Origin of the sequence: Streptomyces sp. NPDC101181, assembly GCF_044767975.1 — a bacterium.
In the GTDB taxonomy this organism is placed as follows: Bacteria; Actinomycetota; Actinomycetes; order Streptomycetales; family Streptomycetaceae; genus Streptomyces.
Map to the genome: position 1 here is coordinate 215,489 of NZ_JBIWOX010000002.1, position 20,805 is coordinate 236,293.

Genomic DNA, 20,805 nt, shown 5'->3' on the forward strand with positions numbered 1-20,805 from the left:
GGTACGGGGTCGGGCAGGTCAGCGGGTGCGGGGGCTGTGGCGGTGGGCGAGGGCTTCGTACGACGCGGAGAGGGCGGGCGCGGCGGTCTCGTACGTCCGCTGCGCGACCCCTATGAACAGGCAGTCCACGACGAGCAGCTGACTCGTCCGGCTGGACATCGCGGCGGGGCGCAGCTCGCTCTCCCGGGCGGTGGACGTGGTCAGCACGTGGTCCGCGTACTGCGACACGGGACCGTCGGGCCGTCCGGTGATCGCGACCGTCGTCGCCCCCCGCTCGAAGGCGACCCGCAGCGGCTCTATGACGTCGCCCGTCGAGCCGGAGTGCGTGATCGCGATGGCGACGTCCCCGCTGCGCAGCTGGACGGCGTTGGTCACCGCGAGGTGCGGGTCCATGTGGGCGTGGGCTATCAGGCCGATGCGCAGCAGCTTCTGCGCCAGGTCCTGGCCCACGAGCGAGGAGGCGCCCACGCCGTAGATGTCGACGCGGCGGGCGGTCGCGGCGGCGGCCACGGCGGCGCCCAGCTGGGCGGTGTCGAGCCCGGCGGCGGTGTCCGCGAGGGTCTGCTGCTCGTCGTGGGCCAGCTTCGCGACCACCTCGGCGATCGGGTCGTCCACCGCGATGTCCGCCGTGACGGCGGGGGCCCGGCCGGACTCCTGGTGCGCGGCGAGTCCGGCCAGCGCGAGGCGCAGGTCCCGGTAGCCCGGGTAGCCGAGGAGGCGGGCGGTGCGGACGACGGTGGCCTCGCTGGTGCCGGTCAGCTCGGCGAGACCGGTGACGGTGAGGGCGGCACATCCGGCGGGGTCGCCCGCGACGGCCTCGGCGACCAGCTGCATGGAGCGGGTCATGGAGGGCGCGAGCGTGCGGACCTTGGCGGCGAGGGCCGCCGGAGCGGGCGGGGAATCGCCGCTGAAACTTTCCTTCACGTCACTGGTCACATCTGAAAGATATTTTCAAGCCGGGCTTCCGTCAACCCCCCCATCTGCTGTTCTCCACAGCTGCTGCCCTCCGCCCGTGCGCCGGTGCCGGAGGTCGGCGTGGGCGCACAATGGTGGGTATGGAGCTGAACCCCCTGGAGCAGGCACTGCACACCGCCCGTGCGCTCGTCATGGCCGACCTCGTCGCGGGCGACGTCGCCGAGGCGGACGTCGTCTCGCTGGTCGAGGACGCGGTGACCCACCGGCGGTGGTGGGTGGAGCAGTGGCCGCAGGGCGCGGAGTTCGTGGCCGGGCTGGTCGCCCAGGACGTCCAGGACGCGCTGCTGGAACGTTACGGCCGGTGGCCGCTGTGCCCCGCGTGCGCCGGGGACGAACCGCACGCGCTCGACGTCGAGCCGGAGCTGGGGCCGGACCCGCACTGGGTGTGCGCCAAGGCCGCCGTGGCGGTCGCGCCGGTCGGCGCACTGGGCCGGGCGCTGCGCCGGTGACCCTCTACATCGACCCGCCCACCTGGCCCGGCCACGGCCGCCTCTGGTCCCACCTGGTCAGCGACGTGTCGTTCGATGAGCTGCACGCCTTCGCCGCCGCCATCGGCTGCCCGCCCCGCGCCTTCGAGCGCGACCACTACGACGTACCGGAGGCGCACTACGCGGATGCCGTACGGGCCGGGGCGCGGCAGGTCGGCTCGAAGGAGCTGGTGCGACGGCTGACCGCCGCCGGACTGCGCAGACCGAAAGGGCGGGAGGCGCCCGGGGCGGACGGCGGCCCGCGCTCTACGGGATGACGTGCTCGGCGTGAGCCGCCCGGGTCGCCTGAGCTGAGTGACCCGCTTGAGCCCTCCGAGCCGAGTGACCCGCCTCAGCCGCCCGAGCCGCCTCAGCCGAGTGACCCGCCCGAGCCGGCTAAGCCGAGTGACCTGCCTGACCCGCCTGAGCCGTCCGGGTCGCCCGCCGCGCAGGTGACGGTGACGCGCTCCTCGCGATGAGGCGCGAGCGGGAACGGCCGCCCTCGCCGCCCCCGTCCCCGCCCCGCTGGAGGCGCAGCGCGGCCGCCACCGCGACCAGCGCCAGGGCCGTCATCGCGGCGCCCGCCCACGCGGTGGACGCGAAGCCGAAGTCCAGGTCGATCACGGTGCCGCCGAGCCACGGGCCGCTCGTGTTGCCGAGATTGAACGCGGCCGTCGTGGTGGCCCCGGCCAGCGTGGGGGCGGCCCCGGCCAGGTTGAACATCCGGGCGTTGAGCGCGGGGGCCGTGAAGAAGGCGGACAGCCCCAGCAGGAAGGCCAGTGCGACGACCGCCGCCCGGCCGGAGGCGAACAGGGCCAGCGCCACCAGGAACACCGTGGACGCCGTGATGCCGCTGAGCAGCACCCCGAAGAGATGCGCGTCCGCGACCCGGCCGCCGATCATCGTGCCGATCAGCGCGCCCACCCCGAACAGCCCGAGGATCCACGGCACCCACCCCGGACTCAGGCCCGCCACGTCCGTCAGCAGCGGCGCCAGGTAGCTGAACGCGCAGAACACCCCGCCCGCCGCGAGGGCGGTGATCACGATGGCCAGCCAGACCTGCCGGTCCCGGTAGATCGCCAGCTCCCGTCGCAGCTCGGGCTTCTTCTCGGGCAGCGGGATGTGCGGGATGCGCGTCACGACGCCGACCAGCGCCACCGCGGAGGCCGCCCCCACCGCCCAGAACGCCGAGCGCCATCCGAGGTGCTCGCCGAGGAACGCGCCCAGCGGCACGCCCAGCACGTTGGCGATGGACAGCCCGCCGATCATCACGGCCATCGCCCGCGCCCGCTGGTTCACCGGGACCATCGCGATGGCCACGGCCGCCCCGACCGCCCAGAAACCCGCGCAGGCGAGCGCGCTCACCACCCGGGAGACGAAGAGCACCTCGTACGTCGGAGCCAGCGCCCCCGCGATCTGGCCCAGGCCGAACACCGAGATCAGCGCGATGAGCGTGGTGCGGCGCGGCAGCCGGAGCGTGGCGACGGCGAGCAGCGGGGCGCCGACCACCATGCCGATCGCGAAGGCGGATATGAGGAGCCCGGCCTGCGGGATCGACACGTCCATGTCGTCCGCGATGGGCGGCAGCAGCCCCGACAGCATGAACTCGCTGGTGCCGAGGGCGAAGACCGAGAGGCCGAGGATGTACACGGCCAGGGGCATGGCGGAGCGGCGTTCGGCGGAGTCGGGCATGACTCGTCCCAACACCGGTGAACAACCGCGCATTCCCGGCCGCCCCGGTCAGCCACGCTCCGGGGCATTCTCCGGCCGCCCCCGGTCACCCGCCTCCGGTCACCGCCCCGCCCCCGGTCATCCGCCCCCGGTCACCCGTCTCCGGACGGCTCCAGCAGCTCCAGCTCCGCCGCCAGGTTGTGCCGCGCCCGCGCCTCCCATTCGGCCGCCCCGTGCGGGGTACGGAACAGCCGGGGCAGGGCCAGGAGTTGCCGGAGCACCGCCGCCCGGCCCTCCCGGAACGCCGCGTCCGGGACGAAGGCGTACTCCGCGCGGACCCGCGCCGCGTACGTCCCGTACTCCTCCGGGTCGCCCGCCAGGACCGCCAGGTCGGCGTCGCACAGCACTTCGCCGTTGCGGTCGCCCTCGGCCGGGTCGTGCGTGAGCGTCAGCCGGACCAGCCGGGCGACCTCCGCCGTCACCGCCTCCGGCACCCCCGCCTCGGGCAGCGCGCGTTCGGCGAGGGCGGCGCTGCGCTCCTCGTTCTCCGTGCGGTCGGGCCGGTAGACCGCGTCGTGGAACCAGGCGGCGAGCCGGACGGCGGCCAGGTCCTCGGCGTGAGCGGCCAGGGTGTCGACGTGGTCCAGGACCGCGGCCAGGTGGGTGGTCGTGTGGTAGCGCCGCTGCGGCTCGGCCCAGCGGGCGAGAAGGTTCTCGGCGTACGGCAGCGGATCGGGACCGGACGGACCGGAGCCCGACCGTCCGGAACCCGATAGCCCGGGGCCCGACGCGGGGGATCCGGACGATCCGGACGCGTGAAGTCCGTCCGGTGTGGGGCTGTCCGCGCCGGACCGGGCGGCGAGGAGCGCGTCCACCCAGCGGTCGCGGAGGGCGGGACCGAGGCCGGTGGCGTCGCCCGGGGCGCCGTCGTACGGTGAGGAGGTGTCGGTCATGGCACGACCCTAAGGTCTGTCCCGTAATCCCTGGCGGGCGCACGACGACAGCTACGGCACCTCGCCGCGTTGTCGGAATGTCTGGATACATCCAGTATGCGGACGTCCCTCCGCCTTGCGATGCACCGCATCTGACGCCGCACGCTGATCCACCAGGGACTACGGGACAGACCTCAGGACCCTGGGACGCGGTGGCGGCCCCGGGCCGCCGGGAGGCGTCCGCCCGGCGTATCCGCCCTTGTCGCCCCGCTCCGCGATCATTAGCGTGCGCCCGTGATGATGATGGATCTCAACGCGGACCTCGGTGAGGGCTTCGGCCGCTGGACCCTGACCGACGACGACGCGCTCCTGGCCTGCGTCACGAGCGCCAATGTGGCCTGCGGCTTCCACGCGGGCGACGCCTCTGTCATGCGGCGGGTCTGCGACGCGGCGGCGGCGAACGGCGTACGCGTCGGGGCGCAGGTCTCCTACCGGGATCTGGCCGGGTTCGGACGCCGCCCGATGGACGTGCCGTCCGACGAGCTCGCCGCCGAGACCGCCTACCAGATCGGCGCGTTGCGGGTCTTCGCGGAGGCCGCGGGGACCACCGTCTCGTACGTCAAACCGCACGGTGCCCTCTACAACCGGGCCGTCTGGGACGACGACCAGGCCGCCGCCGTCGTCGCGGGCATCCGCCTGGCGGGCGGCTCCCCGGCGGTGCTCGGGCTGCCCGGCTCCCGGCTGCTCGCCCACGCGGCCGACGCCGGACTGCCCGCCGTCGAGGAGGCGTTCGCGGACCGCGCGTACACCCCGCGGGGCACCCTGGTCCCGCGCGGCGAACCGGGCGCGGTGGTGCACGACCCGGACGCCGTCGTACGCCGGAGCGTGGGCCTGGCCGTGGACCGCGCGGTGACCGCGGCGGACGGCGTGCGGATTCCGGTCGCGGCCCGCTCGCTCTGCGTCCACGGGGACACCCCGGGCGCCGCCGCCCTCGCCCACCGGGTGCGGACCGCCCTGGAGGAAGCGGGCGTGACCGTCCGGGCGTTCACATGACGGGCGCGGACGCGTCCCCGGGCCGGGGGGCGGGCCGGGGAGAGCACGACCCGCCGGAGATCCGGGTGCTGTCCGCCGGGCCGGACGCGCTCCTCGTCGAGCTGGCCGACGGCGAGCACGCCGCAGCCTTCCACGCCGAGGTGCTCCGCCGCCGGGAACGCGGGGAGCTGCCCGCCGTACGCGACATCGTCCCGGCCGCCCGTACGGTCCTGCTCGACGGGATCGCCGACCGCGCGCCCGGCGCCCGGGACCGGCTCGCCCGGAAGCTGGCCGACTGGCCGGTGCCGCCGCCGGTCCGCGAGGTGCGGGAGCCGGTGGAGATCCCCGTGGTCTACGACGGCCCCGACCTCGACGAGGTCGCCGCGCTCTGGGGCGTCGGGCCCGATGAGGTGGCCGCCCGCCACTCCCGTACCGCGTTCCGGGTGGCGTTCTGCGGGTTCACCCCGGGGTTCGGCTACCTCACCGGGCTGCCCGAGGAGCTGCACGTGCCCCGGCGTACGACCCCGCGCACCCGGGTCCCGGCCGGGGCGGTGGCCCTCGCCGGGCCCTACACCGGGGTGTACCCGCGCGCGTCGCCCGGCGGCTGGCAGATCATCGGGCGGGTGCCGGACCCGGGGGCGCTGTGGGACCCGGCCCGGGACCCGGCCGCGCTGCTGGAGCCGGGCACGCCGGTGCGCTTCGTGGACGTGGGGGAGGGGCCGGGGGCGCAGGGGCCGCCGCGTCGCGAGGAGCCGGGGGCGCAGGGGCCCGGAGGCCCCGCGTCCGCCGGTCCCGCGCCTGCGGCCTCCGTGCCCAAGGCCCCCGTGCCCGAGGGCCCCGTGCCAGAGGGCCCCGTACCTGCCGCCTCCGTCGCTCCAGTCGCCCGTCTCCACGTCGTACGCCCCGGGGCCCTCACCACCGTGCAGGACGCGGGCCGTCCCGGCCGGGCGCACCTCGGGGTCGGGCGGTCCGGGGTGCTGGACGGGCCCGCCGCCCGGCTGGCGAACCGGTTGCTGGGCAACGCCCCGGGCGCCGCCGTCCTGGAGGCCACGGCCACCGGCTGCGCGGTCCGCCCGGACGCGCCCGTGGTGGCCGTCGTCGGCGGTGCGGGGTGCCGGGTGACGGTCGACGGGCGGCCGGTGGCCTGGGGCGTCCCGGTCCGCGTACCGGCCGGAGCGGTGCTGGACGTGGGCCCCGCCGTGACCGGACTCCGGAGCTGTCTGGCGTTCGCGGGCGGCCTGGAGCCGGAAGCGGTGCTGGGCAGCCGCTCGGCGGACCTCCTCTCGGGGCTCGGGCCCGCCCCGCTGCGCGAGGGGGACGTGCTCCCGCTGGGTACCCCGACCCCGGGCGGTCCGCCGCCCATCGGTCCCGTCCCCTGGCCCGGCGCTCCGGCCGAGCTGGTGCTGCCGGTCCATCTCGGGCCCCGCGACGCCTGGTTCACCGAAGCCTCGCTCCGTATCCTGCTCACCGCCGACTACCGCGTCTCGTCGCGGAGCAACCGCATCGGCCTGCGCACGGACGGACCCGCGCTGGAGCGGTCCCGTACCGGCGCGGTGGCCGAACTCCCCAGTGAGGGAGTGGTGTTGGGTGCGATCCAGGTGCCCCCGGACGGCAGGCCGGTCGTCTTCCTCAACGACCACCCGACGACCGGGGGTTACCCCGTCGTCGGCGTCGTCCCCGAGGCGGCTCTCGCGGCGGCCGGGCAGGCCGTGCCGGGGACCCGGCTGCGGTTCGTCCGCGCCTGGGCGTGAACGCGCACGGGCACCACCCGGTGTCCCAGGGCCTGTCGTCTCGTCCACCCGCGCCCGAGCGGCCGTACGGGGTGCGCGGGGAGTACGCGTCCGCACGCCTCGGCGCCGGGCCTCACAGGGCCTTGAAGCCGCGCAGCCGCAGGGAGTTGCCGACGACGAAGACCGAGGAGAAGGCCATCGCGGCCCCCGCGATCATCGGGTTGAGCAGCCCCGCCGCGGCCAGCGGGAGAGCGGCCACGTTGTAGGCGAAGGCCCAGAAGAGGTTCGTGTGGATGGTGGAGAGGGTGCGGCGCGAGAGCCGGATGGCGTCGGCGGCCGCGTTGAGGTCGCCCCGGACGAGGGTGAGGTCCCCGGCCTCGATCGCCGCGTCGGTCCCGGTGCCCATCGCGAGACCGAGATCGGCTTGGGCGAGCGCAGCCGCGTCGTTGACGCCGTCCCCGACCATCGCGACCGAACGGCCTTCCGCCTGGAGGCGTTTGATGATGGTGACCTTGTCCTCGGGCATGGCTTCGGCGTAGACCTCGTCGATGCCCACTTCGGCTGCGACGGTCCGGGCGACGGTCTGGTTGTCGCCGGTGAGGAGGATGGGGGTCAGGCCGAGGGTGCGGAGGCGGCGGATGGCTTCGGCGCTGGTGTCTTTCACCGCGTCGGTGACTTCGATGACGGCTCGTGCCTGTCCGTCCCAGGCGACGGCGATGGCGGTGTGCCCGCGTTCGGTGGCGTGGGCGAGGGCGGTGGTGAGTTCTGGCGGGAGGGCGATACCGGCGTCGGTGAGGAGGCGGGGGCGTCCGACGAGGACGGTGTGGCCTTCGACGGTGCCCTGGACGCCGAGGCCGGGGATGTTGGTGAAGTCTTCGGGAGTGGGGAGAGGTTGGGTGGCGGCGGTGGTGATGGCTTGGGCGATGGGGTGTTCGGAGGCGTTCTCCAGGGCTCCGGCGAGTCGGAGGGCTTGGGCGGGGGTGGTGGTGGGGGTGGTGTGGGTGGTGTGGTGGGTCATGCGGCCGGTGGTGATGGTGCCGGTCTTGTCGAGGACGATGGTGTCCGTGCGGCGGGTGGTTTCGAGGGTTTCGGGTCCTTTGATGAGGATGCCGAGTTGGGCGCCGCGTCCGGTGCCGGCCATGAGGGCGGTGGGGGTGGCGAGGCCGAGGGCGCAGGGGCAGGCGATGATGAGGACGGCGACGGCCGCGGTGAAGGCCGCGGTGGGTCCGGCGTCGTTGCCGAGCCAGTAGCCGAGGGTGGCGAGGGCGAGGGTGATGACGAGGGGGACGAAGACGGCGGAGATGCGGTCGGCGAGGCGCTGGGCGGCGGCTTTGCCGTTCTGGGCGTCCTCGACCAGGCGGGTCATGCGGGCCAGTTGGGTGTCCGCGCCGATGCGGGTGGCTTCGATGACGAGGCGTCCGCCCGCGTTGAGGGTGCCCCCGGTGACGGTGTCCCCGGTGCCGGTTTCCACGGGGACGGATTCGCCGGTGAGCATCGACATGTCCACGGCCGAGGAGCCCTCGATCACGGTTCCGTCCGTGGCGATCTTCTCCCCGGGCCGCACGACGAAACGGTCACCGACCCGCAACTCGCCCACCGGAACACGCACCTCCACGCCCTCGCGCAGCAGCGTGACCTCCTTCGCGCCCAGTTCCATGAGCGCCCGCAGCGCCGCCCCCGCCTTCCGCTTCGAGCGGGCCTCGAAGTACCGCCCGGCGAGGATGAACGCGGTCACCCCGGCGGCGGCCTCCAGGTAGATGTTCCCGGCGCCGTCGGACCGCGCGATCGTCAGCTCGAAGGGATGGGTCATCCCGGGCTCGCCCGCCGTCCCGAAGAACAGCGCCCACAACGACCACAGGAACGCCGCCGACGTGCCGACCGAGATCAGCGTGTCCATGGTCGCCGCACCGTGCTTCGCGTTGGTCCAGGCGGCGCGGTGGAAGGGCCAGGCGGCGTAGACGACGACGGGCGCGGCCAGGGTGAGACTCAGCCACTGCCAGGACTCGAACTGGAGGGCCGGAATCATCGCCATCGCGATCACCGGGACCGCGAGGACGACGGCGGTGATCAGGCGCTGACGCAGCGAGGTGAGCCCGTCGTCCGCTTCCCCTTCCTCCCCCTGCTCCTCCCGCGCTCCCGAAGCTCCGGAGGCCGAAGCTCCGGCGGCGGGCGGGGCGGGCTCCTCGGCCGTGTAGCCGGTGGCTTCCACCGTCGCGATGAGGTCCCGTACGGAGACGTCGGCGCCCTCGTAGGTGACCTTGGCCTTCTCGGTGGCGTAATTGACGGTGGCCTCGACGCCGTCCATCCGGTTCAGCTTCTTCTCGACGCGGGCCGCGCAGGAGGCGCAGGTCATCCCACCGATCACCAGCTCGACCACGGCAGGACCGGCCGGCCGGTCCGGCCCGGCAGGATCGACCGGCCCGTCGGGGGGCCCGGGGGCGGTGGTGGCGGTCTTGGCGGACTGCGCGGACACGGAGGTCCTCCCTGCTACCGGTTCTATACCCCTAGGGGGTATTACTTCTCTCTCCATGTATACCCCCGGCCCCTTATGAAGTGCAAGGAATGATCGTCAGGCGGTGGCGGTGGCGGTAGCGGTGGCGGGGTCCGGCGGCCGGGCCGAGGCGGCGCCCCGGCGGTGGCCTCACTCGTCTGCGGGGACGGGTTCGCGCCAACCCGTGGTCGTGCGGTCAGATGGAGGGCTGTGCCGTCCGGTGGCCGACCCGTAGGCTGGTTTATTGGACTAGACCTGTAGCTGAGTGGCTGACCGGCCGAGTAGCTGCCTACCGGAGAAATGGGGATCCATGAGCAACCGTGCAGTCCTGGAGGTGATCGCTCTCGACGCGGAGGACGCGGTCGCCGCCCAGGCCGGTGGTGCAGACCGCCTGGAACTGGTCACCGACATGGCGGCGGACGGCCTGACCCCGTCCCGGGAGACCTTCGCCGCGGTCCGGTCCGCCGTGGACATCCCGCTGCGCGTGATGCTCAGGGCGGCGGACGGCTTCGCCGCCGGTGACGTCGACCAGCTGGTCGACCGGGCGCACGAGCTGCGGGAGGCGGGCGCGGACGAGTTCGTACTCGGCTTCCTCGACGAGGACGGCCACCCCGACCTGGTCGCCGTCGAGCGGCTCGTCACCGAGCTGGACGGCTGCCGGTGGACGTTCCACCGCGCGATCGACCGGGCCGCCGACCGCGACACCCTGCGCAAGCGGCTCGCGGACCTGCCGGGCCTCGACACCTACCTGACGGCGGGTTCGCCGTCCGGGGTGGACGACGGCATCCCGACGCTCCTGACCGAGGCGTCCCGCACCGACGAACCGGGCTACGAGGCACAGATCCTGGTCGGCGGCGGCCTCGGCCTGCACCACCTGCCCCGGCTGCGGGCGGCGGGGGTCGACGCGTTCCACATCGGCGGCGCGGCCCGCCCCGCGGGCTGGTCGGCCCCGGTGGACGCGGCGGCGGTACGGGAGTGGCGCGAGGCGCTGGACGCCTGAGGCCGTACGGGGCGGGGCGAGGCGTTCCCGCCTCCGCCCCCGCTGCGGTACGACGACGACCGGCGGTTTCACGCCAAGGCCGACAACGGCACCGACAGCGGCACCGGCACAGACGCCCCCCGGCCTCCCGCGCAAGCTCCCTCCCCGGGGCGCCCGCTAGGCCAACGCCTCCGGCAGCCGTGCCGCGTGCACCACCGTGAGCCCCGACACCGCACGGGTCAGCGTCACGTACAGCCGCCGCAGCCCGGTCCGCTCGTCCGGCTCGCCGTCCATCACGGCCGCGGGTTCGTCGAGCACCACGTAGTCGTACTCCAGGCCCTTCGCGAGCGACGCGGGCACCAGCGTCAGCCGGGACGCGGCGGTGGTCTCCTCGCCGGGAGCCAGGTACGCGTGGCCCGCCGCCGCCAACGCCGCGCCCAGCACGGGAACGCGGGCGTCGGCGGCGATCAGCCCGACGGACCCCTCGTGGCGCAGCGCCTCCTCGCAGGCGGCGACGACGGCCGCGTCCAGGTCCGCGGCCCCGCCCGGGACCTCCCGTACGACCAGCGAGCCGGGCGACTCCCGTACCGACTCCACCGCGGCCAGCCCCGGCGAGATGACGGGCAGCAGCCGGGAGGCGTACGCGATGACCTCGCGCGGCACGCGGAAACCGGCCGTCAGCTCCTCCACCACCGCGTCCGCCTTGCCCAGGTGGAACAGCGCCTCGCTCCAGCTCCTCGTGGACCACGGGGTCGTCCCCTGGGCGAGGTCGCCGAGGACGGTGGCCGAACCGGTCGAGCACCGCCGCCCCACCGCCCGGTACTGCATGGGGGACAGGTCCTGCGCCTCGTCCAGCACGACGTGGCCCAGCGAGTGCGTACGGGAGACCAGGTCCATCGCCTCGTCGATCAGCACGGCGTCGGCGGCCGACCACTTCGCGGACTTCACGCTCCGGGCGGGCCTCGCCCACAGCACCGCCTTCTGCTCGTCCTCGGTGAGCAGCCCCTCCGCGTGGGCGGCCAGGAACTCCGCGTCGCTCAGCAGCCGCAGCACCACCTTCGCCGGGGCGACGGCGGGCCAGACGGCCTTGACGGCGGCCTTGACCGCCGGGTTGCGGGCGACCGCGTTCTGCACCCGGTCGTCGGGGGCCTCCCCGGCCTCCTCCATCCGGACGAGGACGGCGTGCGCGATCCGCTGCGGCAGCGCCTCGTGGGCGGCGCCGTACCGCATGTCCCGGGCCAGCAGTTCGTCGGCCATCTCCTGCAACTCGTACGCGGGCACCCGCCAGCGCCGCGACCCGCGCACCACGACGACGGGCTCGGTGGGGGCGGTGACGTGGGAACGGACCGCCCGCCGCAGCACCTCGGCCATGCGGGCGTCGCCCTTGACGACGGCGGCGGACGCGTCGTCGGCGCCGCGCACCTCCACCCCCGCCGACACCAGGCCGTCGACGGTGGCCTGCTTGACCTCCAGCTCGCCGAGGGCGGGCAGGACCTGCTCGATGTAGTGCAGGAAGGAACGGTTCGGCCCGACGACGAGGGTGCCGGTGCGGGCCAGCCGCTCGCGGTGCGCGTACAGCAGGTACGCCACCCGGTGCAGCCCGACGGCGGTCTTCCCGGTGCCGGGACCGCCCTGCACGCAGACGGTCCCGCCGAGGCCGCTGCGGACGATCTCGTCCTGCTCGGGCTGGATGGTGGCCACGATGTCGCGCATCGGCCCCACGCGGGGCCGCTCGATCTCCGCCTGGAGGAGCCTGCTGGTGTGCTCGGCCTCGGCGGGGTCGGTGAGGTGCTCGTCCTCGTACGCGGTCAGTTCGCCGCCGGTGTAGCCGAAGCGGCGGCGCAGCCCCACGTCCCGCGGGTTCTTCCGGGACGCCTGGTAGTAGGGCTGGGAGACCGGCGCCCGCCAGTCGATGACCATCGGGTCCCCGGCGGCGTCGTGGACGTGCCGCCGCCCGATGTAGAACCGCTCGCCCTCCGCGCCCTCGGCCAGCTCGCCGCCGACGGCGTGCAGATAGTCCAGGCGGCCGAAGAACAACGGGGTGTGCGCGAGGTCGGCGAGCGCCTTGACGCGGTCGTCGATCTGGGCCTGGAGCACGGCGGCGTTGACCCAGTTCGCGGTGACATCGCGGATGTCGAGCGCCTGTACGTCCTCCCGCATGCCGCGCAGGGCGGCGCGGGAGGCGGCGAGGTGGGCGCGTTCGTGCGCCAGGGGATCGGTGGTGCCCGTGGTGCCAGTGGGGTCGGGGGTGGAATCGCTCTCTGCTACGTGCGCGGGCACGGTCTTGCCTCCGGCTCTTCAACGCAGGACGGCGGGCCGCGCGCCGCGACCGGCAGGGGCCGGAGCAGGGCGGTCCGCTCGGAAGGTTGGTTCGCGTGGGTGTCGGCCGGTTTCCGTCCGGCCGACGGCGCTCCCGGGGCGGCGGAGCCGGTGCGGGAGGCGGGCAGACCGGCGATTGTAGCCACCGGGAGAGACGGCGGCGAACCGGTTTACGGGCCAGGGCCCCGGTGGCGCGCGCTCGGCCGCTCCGGCGTGCCCCGGGCCGGTCCGGCGCTCGCCGGTGCGCCCCCGGAGGAGGAGGCCCCAGGGGTACCCGTAGGGGATGCGCGCCCGCCGAGCGGTACCGGAGGGCTACCCGGCCTCCCGGCGGGTTCCGTCTGCGGGCCGACGCGGCCGAACGGGTGACGGGAGCACCATGGATACATGAGCACAGCCACCCTGAACCCCCGCAGGACCGGCCCCGCGCACGGCGCGACCGCGGTCACCGGTCACCACCGACCCCACCGCGTCGGAGACGCGCTGCGCGCCGTGAAGGTGTTCGTGACGGCCGCGTTCGGCGTGGTCGTCCTCGGGGAGTACGCGGAGGAGGCGGGCGTCCGGCGGGGCCGCTGAGGCCCCGCCGTACCCGTCCCGCGACGACCCTGCTGGACCCGCCTGCCGGACCCGAGCCGGCCGTCCCGCTCCTCAGCTCTCCGCGAGCAGTTCGTCCGCGTCGACGATCCGGTACGCGTACCCCTGCTCGGCCAGGAACCGCTGGCGGTGCGCCGCGAAGTCCTGGTCGATGGTGTCGCGGGCGACCACCGAGTAGAACCGGGCCTCGTGCCCGTCGGCCTTGGGCCGCAGGACGCGACCGAGCCGCTGCGCCTCCTCCTGGCGCGACCCGAAGGTCCCGGAGACCTGGATGGCCACGGTGGCCTCGGGCAGGTCGATGGAGAAGTTGGCGACCTTGGAGACGACCAGGACGCTGATCTCCCCGTTCCGGAACGCGTCGAAGAGCTTCTCGCGCTGGGCGTTGCTGGTCTCGCCCTTGATGACCGGGGCGTCCAGGTGTTCCCCCAGCTCGTCGAGTTGGTCGATGTACTGCCCGATGACCAGGGTCTGCTCGCCCCGGTGCTTGCGCACCAGCGCCTCGGTCACCTTCCGCTTGGTGGCGGTGGTGGCGCAGAACCGGTACTTCTCCTCCGTCTCGGCGGTCGCGTAGGCGAGCCGCTCGGCGTCGGTGAGGTTGACCCGGACCTCGACGCAGTCGGCGGGCGCGATGTAGCCCTGCGCCTCGATCTCCTTCCACGGGGCGTCGAACCGCTTGGGCCCGATGAGCGAGAACACGTCGGACTCCCGCCCGTCCTCCCGTACGAGGGTCGCGGTCAGCCCCAGCCGGCGGCGGGCCTGGAGGTCGGCGGTGAACTTGAAGACGGGGGCGGGCAGCAGGTGGACCTCGTCGTAGACGACCAGCCCCCAGTCGCGGGAGTCGAACAGCTCCAGGTGCGGGTAGACGCCCTTACGGCGGGTGGTCAGCACCTGGTAGGTGGCGATGGTGACCGGCCGGATCTCCTTGCGCGTCCCGCTGTACTCGCCGATCTCGTCCTCGGTGAGCGACGTCCGCTTCACCAGCTCGTGCTTCCACTGCCGGGCGGAGACGGTGTTGGTGACGAGGATCAGGGTGGTGGCCTTGGCCTCGGCCATGGCACCGGCGCCGACGAGCGTCTTCCCGGCCCCGCAGGGCAGCACCACGACCCCCGACCCGCCGTGCCAGAACCCCTCCACGGCCTGCTTCTGGTAGGGCCGCAGCGCCCAGCCGTCCTCGGCCAGCTCGATCGGATGGGCCTCGCCGTCCACGTACCCCGCGAGGTCCTCGGCGGGCCACCCCAGCTTCAGCAGCGTCTGCTTGACCTGCCCCCGCTCGGAGGGGTGCACGGCCACGGTGTCCGGGTCGATCCGGGCCCCGACCAGCGGCTGCACCTTCTTCGACCGCAGGATCTCCTCCAGCACGGGCCGGTCGGTGGTGGTGAGCACCAGCCCGTGAACGGGGTGCTTGCTCAGGGTGAGCCGCCCGTACCGGGCCATCGTCTCGGCGATGTCGACCAGGAGTGCGTGCGGCACGGGGTAGCGGGAGAACTCGACCAGGGCGTCGACGACCTGCTCGGCGTCGTGCCCGGCGGCGCGGGCGTTCCACAGCCCGAGCGGGGTGACCCGGTACGTGTGGATGTGCTCGGGCGCCCGCTCCAGCTCCGCGAACGGCGCGATGGCACGACGGCAGGCCTCGGCCAGGTCGTGGTCGACTTCGAGGAGCAGCGTCTTGTCGCTCTGGACGATGAGGGGTCCGGTCACGCGCTTCGGCCCTTTCTGCGGGGGTACGGCCACGGCTGCGGGGTAGGGCCGCGGCTGCGGCCAAACGTCCAGTGTGCCGCATCCGCGGGGTGGGACGCGGAGCGCTCAGCGCCCGCGGTCCTGCGGTCCGAAGCGCACCGGCACTCCGGGCGCGTACAGCACGCTCGTCGGCCGCCCCACCGGCGCGGGCAGTCCGCCCGCCGCCACCAGGTCCTCGTCGCACTCCAGCAGCTCCGCCCGGTGCAGCGGCCAGCGGGGGTGGGCGTTGGGCAGGTAGCGGGTCCGCCCCAGGAACCTGCTGTGCAGGGCCCAGCGGGCGGTCAGGAAGTGCTCCAGGGGGGTGGGGTCGCCGATCGGGTCCCCGGTCCGCAGCACGATACGGCTCCGAGCCCCGCGCGGGCCCGGCCACCGGCGGCGGCTGGTGTACGTCAGGGTGTCGCCGGAGCGCTCGACGCCCATCCGGGACCACACGTACGGCAGCCCGAACGCGGCCCGCGCCACCAGGACGGGGACGAGCCGGGAGGCGTCGAGGGAGCGGAAGACGACCGCGCGACGGCCGCGCTCGTCCACCGAGTAGAGCCGGACGTTGGTCTCGGGGAAGCTCCCCAGGTAGGGGATGCCGGGCAGGCCGAGCCCGCTCACCCGGTGCATCCGGAAGGCCACCAGCCCCACGTACGTGCACGCCCCGTCGAAGATGTCCGGCACGGTGCCCGGCGGCAGCAGCGGCGCCACGTCCGCCGGGTCGGCCGCCCAGTGCACGAACGCCAGGTCCAGCCAGGACTGGGTGAGCAGCGGCCGCATCGGCGCGGCGGGCGGACACGGCGAGACGGGTTCGGGGGCGGGACGGTCGGCGGCGGCCATGCCCGCAGCATCGCAGACGGTCTCCGGGCCGCGCGACGAGGGAGGCGCCCCGGACACCCACCTCGTCCGGTGTGCCCTACGCGTCCTCCGCCAGTTCCGCCACGCCCGTGATCCGGTGCAGTGGGTAGGTGCGGACCTCGTCGGCCGTGTGGTCGTACGCCGTGACGAAGCCGCCCTCCACGCGGACCGGGGCGATGACGCGCTGGCTGGCGGCGCCGTCCGCGTTGACGTAGCCGATCCACAGGGTGGCGCCCGTCATCGCGGCGGCCTGGACCGTGGCCAGGGTCTCGGCGGGGGTGGTGCGGGGGAGGGCACCGGAGGGGCCGTTCGCGGGCGGGCCCTGGGGGGTGTCCTTGCGGACCACCGTGGCGGCCGTGTCGCCCGCGCGGATGGCCCGGACCGCCGCGCCCAGCAGGGTGTCGTCCGGGGTCGGGGGGCCTTCGGGGACCGGGGCCGGGGGTGTGCGGGGCGGGGTGCGGCGGGCGCCGGCGCGGGTGATCAGGACGTCGCCGTCGGCGGATTCGGCGGCCGGGGCGTAGCCCATGTCGCGGAGGGCTTCGAGGAGGGGGCCGGGGTCGGTCTGCGCGGCCAGGACCGTGGGTGCCAGGCGGCGCAGGCGCAGGCCGGTGGAGCGGCGGTCGGCCAGGATCTCGTTGAGGACCGCCTCGTCGTCGCAGCGTACGTACGCCGACGCCGCCCCGATCCGCAGATGGCCGTGGCGGCGGGCCACGTCGTCGATCAGGTAGCTCAGCGGCTGCGGCACCGGCGTCCGGCTGTGCGCGGCGAGGAACGCGTGCAGGTCGGCCGCCGCCTGCCCGGCGTCCAGGGCGCGGCGCACCGAGCCGGGGGTGAAGCGGTAGACCGTGGCCCCGCCCTTGGACTCCACGTCGGCCAGGACGGACAGGGTTTCGGCGAGGGGGCGGTCCAGCGGGCCGGGGGCCACCGCCGTCAGGTCCGCCTGGAGCAGGACGTGGTCCAGCGGTTCGGGGAGGAGGGGCGCGAGGAGTGCCGCCGCCTTCTTCTCCCCCGCACGCCCGGCCCCGCTCCCGGTCCTGCCTTCGGCCCCGACTCCGGCGCCCGGCCCGGTCCCGCCGTCGTCCAGCAGGGCGCGGGTGTGTGCCGCGAGCGCACCCCGGCCCGTGATGCCCAGCAACTCCGCCTCGTTCAGGGCCCACAGGGCGAGCCGGGAGCGCAGGTCCGTGGCCTCCGCGGCGGGCGCCGCGCCCCGCAGCGGCCGCTCCCAGCGCAGCCGGGCCAGCAGCGCCTCGGCGTCGGGCGCGGTGCCCGGGGGGAGCGCGGCGAGCAGGGCCAGCACCCGGCGGCGTACGTCGGGGGCGGCCGAACGGTCCAGCTCCGGGCCGAGCGCGGACAGGGCCCGCCCCTTGGCGTCCTGCCCGCCCACCAGGCCGGGGGTGCGGGTGGCGGCCAGCCAGGCGGTGGCCAGGTGCGTCCAGCGGTCCTGGGCGGGCAGGTCGCGCCACTCGTCGGAGGCGGGCGTCGGCGCGTACCGCTCGTCCGTCTCGCCGTCGGATGCCAACAGGCCTGCCCCGTAGGCCAGTTCGATCCAGAACGCGGTGACCGGCTCTGTGGTGTCCAGGGCGGTGGCCGTGCGCTTCAGCTCCCGTACGCTCAGTCCGCCCGCGCGCAGGATCGGCGGACCGCCGCCGTCCCAGAGCTTCAGCAGCTCCTCGACCGTGGACAGCGCCGTGAACGCCTGCCCGGCCGCCGCCCTGTCCACAGCCTGTGGATCGCGTTCGGCGGCGACGGCCACGACCGGAGGAACCGGTTCCGGTGCGCGGTGCGCGCGCCCGGCGCGCAGATGCAGCGCCGCCTCGCGCGGCAGGACCACCGTGCGCGCCGACACCGGCAGCAGCAGGCCCCGGTCGCGCAGCCAGGTGACCGGCGGGGCCGGGTTGGGGGTGACCTCCCCGTACGGCGGCCCCCACACCAGCCGGTCCAGCACCGACAGGGCCTCCGCCGGGGCGGTGTCCAGCAGCTCCGCCATCCGCGCCCGGTCCGTGAAGAGGGCGGACAGGGCCGCCACCGCCGACACCGGGTCGTGCGTGGCGGGCAGGCCCGTCGCCGCCAGGATCTCCTGGAGCCGCCCCGGCGACATGCCCGCCGTCGCCTCCGCGACCGTGGGGCCCAGGCCCGTGGGGGAGGGGTGCTGCGGGGAGGGGGCGAGCAGTTCGCGGGCGGTGCGCACCAGCCGCAGCCGGTCGTCCTCGCCCCAGACCAGGGCCTGTTCGCGCAGGGCCGCCACCGCCCCGGGCAGCGCGGCGGTGATCGCCGCGCCCGCGTCGTCGCGCTGCTCGCCGTCGTCGAGCCCGTCACCGGTGAGGAGCGAGAGCAGCGTGCCGTACGGGGCCGGGTCGGGGGCCACCGCCAGCGCCTCGGCGGTCTGTAGCGCGAACCGGTCCAGGTGTTCCAGCGCCCGGACGACGGAGGCCCGGGTCCCGGCGCGCGTGGCGAGCTGGGTGATGTCGTTCGGGACCGGGTTGAGGAGGTCGGGGCGGGCACGCAGCAGCCCGGCCAGCGATTCGTCGCCCCGGGCGCGCAGGGCTTCGGCGAGCGTGCGCGGTGGTGTGGTCGTCCCCATCCGTCCCACGGTAGCCGCTGGAACGCTACCGTCGGGGCAGGGTCGGCAGAGGGGATGCACCGCGTGGGGATCGAGAGCGACCAGCTCGTCTACGACTACCTGAGCCGGGTCGGGGACCTGGCCCAGCAGCAACAGCTGCCCTCGGGCGCCCGGATGCGCCTGGTGTCGACGCTCCGGGGCGAGATCGACCGGCGGCGCGGCACGCCGGGCGCGGACTCCCCGGCGGCCGTGCGACGCATCATCGGCAGACTCGGCAGCCCGGACGAACTGGTCGCCGCCGCGGCGGAGTCGGGCGACGGGACCGTCGCGTTGCCGCCGGACCGGCCCGCGGCGGGCACGGGGACGAGCACGGGCGCGGGAGGGGCCGGTGAGCGGCGTACCTCCCCCGAGGGGCGGCGCGGTTTTCCCCGGCCCCGTAGCGGGCTCCTGCGGAGGGGACCGGCCGGGGGCGAGGCGGAGGCCCCGGGGCCGAGGGCGCCGAAATCCGGTTCCTGGTGGGGCGGTTCGCGCGGCGGTACGGGGACCGCGGGCGGGTCCGGCGCGGCGGGCGGGGGTACGGAGACCGGCGCGGCGCACGGTGGCCCGGAGGTCCCGGCCGCCGTGCCCCGGCCCGCCGCCGCCCCCGACGACACCCCGGTCCGCGACTGGCCCGACCCCTCGGCCCCGCACCTGCACGCGGGCGGCCCGCAGAGCTCCGGGGAGGCCGACTGGTGGCGGCTGGAGCCCGGTCCCTTCGACGCGGGGACCGCTGTTCCCGGCTTCGTCGGCGGCATCGAGGCCCCGGAACTCCTCGGGCGGCCGCCGAGGCCCGACGCCCCGGCGGAGGACACCACCGGAGCGGACGGCGCGGCGGCAGGCCCCGGCACGACCGGACGGCCGGGCGCCGCCGGAAAAGCGGGTGCCGCCGGAAAGCCGGGTACGGCCGGAAAGGCGGGTACGGCCGGACGGCCGGGGGCCGTTGGCGGGCCGGTCGCGCCGGGAAAACCGGGAACCGGCAGGACGGACCTGACGAAAGCGGCTCCCGCCGGGACGGGCGACGGCGCCGACGCCGCAGGCGCCACGGCCGCCCCGGACGGCGAGGGCGCCGCGCCCTCCCGTAATCGCCGCGCCCTCCCGCTCCGTATGCTCCGCCGCCGCAAGGCCGCCGCCCCCGTCGTCGTCGCCCCGGTCGCCGTCGTCCCCGGCCCCCGTCGCGGCTTCGCCCACCCGCTGCTGCTCCTGGCCGCCGCGCTGCTCGTCGCCGGTGTGGTCACCGGTTCCTGGCTGCCGCTGGCGGGCGGCTGGCTGATCGCGTACAGCTCGCGCACCCTCTCCCGTACGGAGGCCAAGTGGGCGGCCCTGGGGCTGCCCGGCCTGGTGGCGGCCACGGGCCTGGTGTGGGTGTGGGGGCGGATGGAGGGGCGCTGGGGCGAGCCGATCCGCGAGGGCGCGCTGCGTGACGTGCTGCTCGACGCCTGGCCGGTGGTCGTCCGCGTCGCCGCCATCGCCTCCGCGCTCTACCTGGTGTGGCGGGCGCGCAGGCGGGCCTGACCGACGTCGGCCGGAGCGGGTTGGCAGCGGCCCGGCGTCGCGGCAGCGGCCTGGAGGCTCGGCGGTGGCCCGGCGGTCGGCCGGATCGGGTTGGCGTCGGCTCGGTGGCTCGGCAGTCGGCCGGAGCGGGTTGGCAGCGGCCCGGCCTCCCGGCGGTGTCTCGGTGGCCCGGCGGTGACTCGGCGTCTCGGCGGCGGCTCGGTGGCCCGGCGGGCCGAAGACGTCCTGGCGACCCGGCGGTGGCTCGGCGGGCCGACGTTCCCGTGGCGCCCGACGCCGGGCCGTGCGGTGGCATCCGGCTGATCAGGCAGGGGCGGTGGCGTCCGGCGTCAGGCCGTGCGGCGGCATCCGGCGAGCAGCAGGGTGACCATGCGCCGGGCGTCCGCCTGCTCGTAGTCGGGACCGGTGATGCAGAGGTTCCCGATGGCCCGCATCAGCGTGTACGCGGTGATCCCCGGGTCGATCTCCCCGGCGGCCGCGCAGGCGTCGAGCAGCGTCGCGCAGGCCGGGACCAGGGTGTCGAGCATCAGAGTGTGCAGGTTCTCCAGCCCCGGGTCGCCGGACCCCAGGGCGGCCCCGAGGCCGTGCTTGGTGACCAGGAACTCCACGAACGCGTCCGCCCAGCGGGTCAGGGCGGTGAACGGGGACGCCGATTCCGCCAGGAGCCGGGGCGCGAGCGCGGCGCAGGTGTCGATCTGGTGCCGGTAGACGGCGGTCACGAGATCCGCCCGGGTCGGGAAGTGGCGGTAGATCGTTCCGAGGCCGACGTCGGCGCGTTCGGCGATGTCGCGGATGGGCGCCTGGACGCCCTGGGCCACGAAGGCGGCCGCCGCGGCCGCGAGCACGGTTTCGCGCGTGCGCTGGGCGCGCGCCTGACGCACTCCGAGCGATTCCGGCACAGGGCCCTCCCTTTGCTTGCGGAACAATGTT

The 20,805-nt window shown here is 75.3% G+C and carries 16 protein-coding genes and 1 pseudogene; 8 read left to right on the forward strand and 9 right to left on the reverse strand.

Going from position 1 to position 20,805, the window contains the following annotated elements; all coding sequences use genetic code 11:
- Nucleotides 1–18 precede the first annotated feature (18 nt).
- A complete protein-coding gene (locus ACIRRU_RS04595) occupies nucleotides 19–936 on the reverse strand; it encodes a MurR/RpiR family transcriptional regulator (protein ID WP_363200297.1) in 918 nt (305 codons plus the stop codon).
- Nucleotides 937–1,055: 119 nt separating this feature from the next.
- On the opposite strand from ACIRRU_RS04595, the gene ACIRRU_RS04600 reads away from it, so the two are divergent.
- Nucleotides 1,056–1,424 carry a hypothetical protein gene (locus tag ACIRRU_RS04600; protein WP_403676072.1) on the forward strand — a complete coding sequence of 123 codons (369 nt, stop codon included), beginning with the start codon at nucleotides 1,056–1,058 and terminating at the stop codon, nucleotides 1,422–1,424.
- A complete protein-coding gene (locus tag ACIRRU_RS04605) occupies nucleotides 1,421–1,720 on the forward strand; it encodes a DUF4031 domain-containing protein (RefSeq protein ID WP_403676075.1) in 300 nt (99 codons plus the stop codon). Before ACIRRU_RS04600 ends, ACIRRU_RS04605 begins: the two co-directional genes overlap by 4 nt.
- A 118-nt stretch (nucleotides 1,721–1,838) precedes the next feature.
- Here ACIRRU_RS04605 and ACIRRU_RS04610 read toward each other — a convergent pair whose 3' ends face one another.
- Together ACIRRU_RS04610 and ACIRRU_RS04615 are read right to left on the reverse strand one after the other, a co-directional pair.
- On the reverse strand, nucleotides 1,839–3,104 hold the full coding sequence (locus tag ACIRRU_RS04610; protein WP_403676989.1) for a Cmx/CmrA family chloramphenicol efflux MFS transporter: 1,266 nt from the start codon (nucleotides 3,102–3,104) through the stop codon (nucleotides 1,839–1,841).
- A 161-nt stretch (nucleotides 3,105–3,265) separates the two neighbouring features.
- Nucleotides 3,266–4,066 (reverse strand): hypothetical protein, encoded by an 801-nt coding sequence (locus ACIRRU_RS04615; protein ID WP_403676078.1) that lies wholly within the window; start codon nucleotides 4,064–4,066, stop codon nucleotides 3,266–3,268.
- A gap of 282 nt (nucleotides 4,067–4,348) precedes the next feature.
- On the opposite strand from ACIRRU_RS04615, the gene ACIRRU_RS04620 reads away from it, so the two are divergent.
- The 3 genes and pseudogenes from ACIRRU_RS04620 to ACIRRU_RS04630 all read left to right on the forward strand — a co-directional run bounded on the left by ACIRRU_RS04620 (nucleotide 4,349) and on the right by ACIRRU_RS04630 (nucleotide 6,828).
- Entirely contained in the window at nucleotides 4,349–5,098 is a 750-nt protein-coding gene (locus ACIRRU_RS04620; protein WP_363200633.1) for a 5-oxoprolinase subunit PxpA, read from the forward strand.
- Nucleotides 5,095–5,742, forward strand: a pseudogene (locus ACIRRU_RS04625) (allophanate hydrolase subunit 1); the annotation flags it as partial. The gene ACIRRU_RS04620 and the pseudogene ACIRRU_RS04625, both read left to right, overlap by 4 nt.
- Nucleotides 5,743–5,916: 174 nt before the next feature.
- Nucleotides 5,917–6,828, forward strand: a complete 912-nt coding sequence (locus ACIRRU_RS04630; protein ID WP_403676992.1) for a biotin-dependent carboxyltransferase family protein — start codon at nucleotides 5,917–5,919, stop codon at nucleotides 6,826–6,828.
- 112 nt (nucleotides 6,829–6,940) lie between these two features.
- On the opposite strand, the gene ACIRRU_RS04635 is transcribed toward ACIRRU_RS04630, so the two are convergent.
- Nucleotides 6,941–9,280 carry a heavy metal translocating P-type ATPase gene (locus tag ACIRRU_RS04635; RefSeq protein ID WP_403676081.1) on the reverse strand — a complete coding sequence of 780 codons (2,340 nt, stop codon included), beginning with the start codon at nucleotides 9,278–9,280 and terminating at the stop codon, nucleotides 6,941–6,943.
- Nucleotides 9,281–9,608: 328 nt separating this feature from the next.
- Here ACIRRU_RS04635 and ACIRRU_RS04640 point away from each other — a divergent pair, with 328 nt between their 5' ends.
- A complete protein-coding gene (locus ACIRRU_RS04640) occupies nucleotides 9,609–10,298 on the forward strand; it encodes a copper homeostasis protein CutC (protein WP_403676084.1) in 690 nt (229 codons plus the stop codon).
- Nucleotides 10,299–10,454: 156 nt separating this feature from the next.
- Here ACIRRU_RS04640 and ACIRRU_RS04645 read toward each other — a convergent pair whose 3' ends face one another.
- The gene (locus tag ACIRRU_RS04645) at nucleotides 10,455–12,557 is read right to left on the reverse strand and encodes a HelD family protein (RefSeq protein ID WP_403676087.1); all 2,103 of its coding nucleotides are present in this window, start codon (nucleotides 12,555–12,557) and stop codon (nucleotides 10,455–10,457) included.
- Between the two features lie 423 nt (nucleotides 12,558–12,980).
- Between ACIRRU_RS04645 and ACIRRU_RS04650 the strand changes: the two genes are divergently transcribed.
- Nucleotides 12,981–13,169: a hypothetical protein gene (locus ACIRRU_RS04650; RefSeq protein WP_363200303.1), complete on the forward strand. Its 189-nt coding sequence runs from the start codon at nucleotides 12,981–12,983 to the stop codon at nucleotides 13,167–13,169.
- A gap of 72 nt (nucleotides 13,170–13,241) precedes the next feature.
- Here ACIRRU_RS04650 and ACIRRU_RS04655 read toward each other — a convergent pair whose 3' ends face one another.
- From ACIRRU_RS04655 to ACIRRU_RS04665, 3 genes are all read right to left on the reverse strand, one after another.
- Entirely contained in the window at nucleotides 13,242–14,885 is a 1,644-nt protein-coding gene (locus ACIRRU_RS04655) for a DNA repair helicase XPB (RefSeq protein ID WP_363200304.1), read from the reverse strand.
- Nucleotides 14,886–14,990: 105 nt separating this feature from the next.
- Nucleotides 14,991–15,746 carry a YqjF family protein gene (locus ACIRRU_RS04660; RefSeq protein WP_403676091.1) on the reverse strand — a complete coding sequence of 252 codons (756 nt, stop codon included), beginning with the start codon at nucleotides 15,744–15,746 and terminating at the stop codon, nucleotides 14,991–14,993.
- A gap of 76 nt (nucleotides 15,747–15,822) precedes the next feature.
- Nucleotides 15,823–18,345: a helicase-associated domain-containing protein gene (locus ACIRRU_RS04665; protein ID WP_403676094.1), complete on the reverse strand. Its 2,523-nt coding sequence runs from the start codon at nucleotides 18,343–18,345 to the stop codon at nucleotides 15,823–15,825.
- 54 nt (nucleotides 18,346–18,399) lie between these two features.
- Between ACIRRU_RS04665 and ACIRRU_RS04670 the strand changes: the two genes are divergently transcribed.
- On the forward strand, nucleotides 18,400–19,875 hold the full coding sequence (locus ACIRRU_RS04670; RefSeq protein ID WP_403676096.1) for a hypothetical protein: 1,476 nt from the start codon (nucleotides 18,400–18,402) through the stop codon (nucleotides 19,873–19,875).
- Nucleotides 19,876–20,204: 329 nt separating this feature from the next.
- Here ACIRRU_RS04670 and ACIRRU_RS04675 read toward each other — a convergent pair whose 3' ends face one another.
- The gene (locus ACIRRU_RS04675) at nucleotides 20,205–20,774 is read right to left on the reverse strand and encodes a TetR/AcrR family transcriptional regulator (RefSeq protein WP_363200310.1); all 570 of its coding nucleotides are present in this window, start codon (nucleotides 20,772–20,774) and stop codon (nucleotides 20,205–20,207) included.
- Nucleotides 20,775–20,805 lie beyond the last annotated feature (31 nt).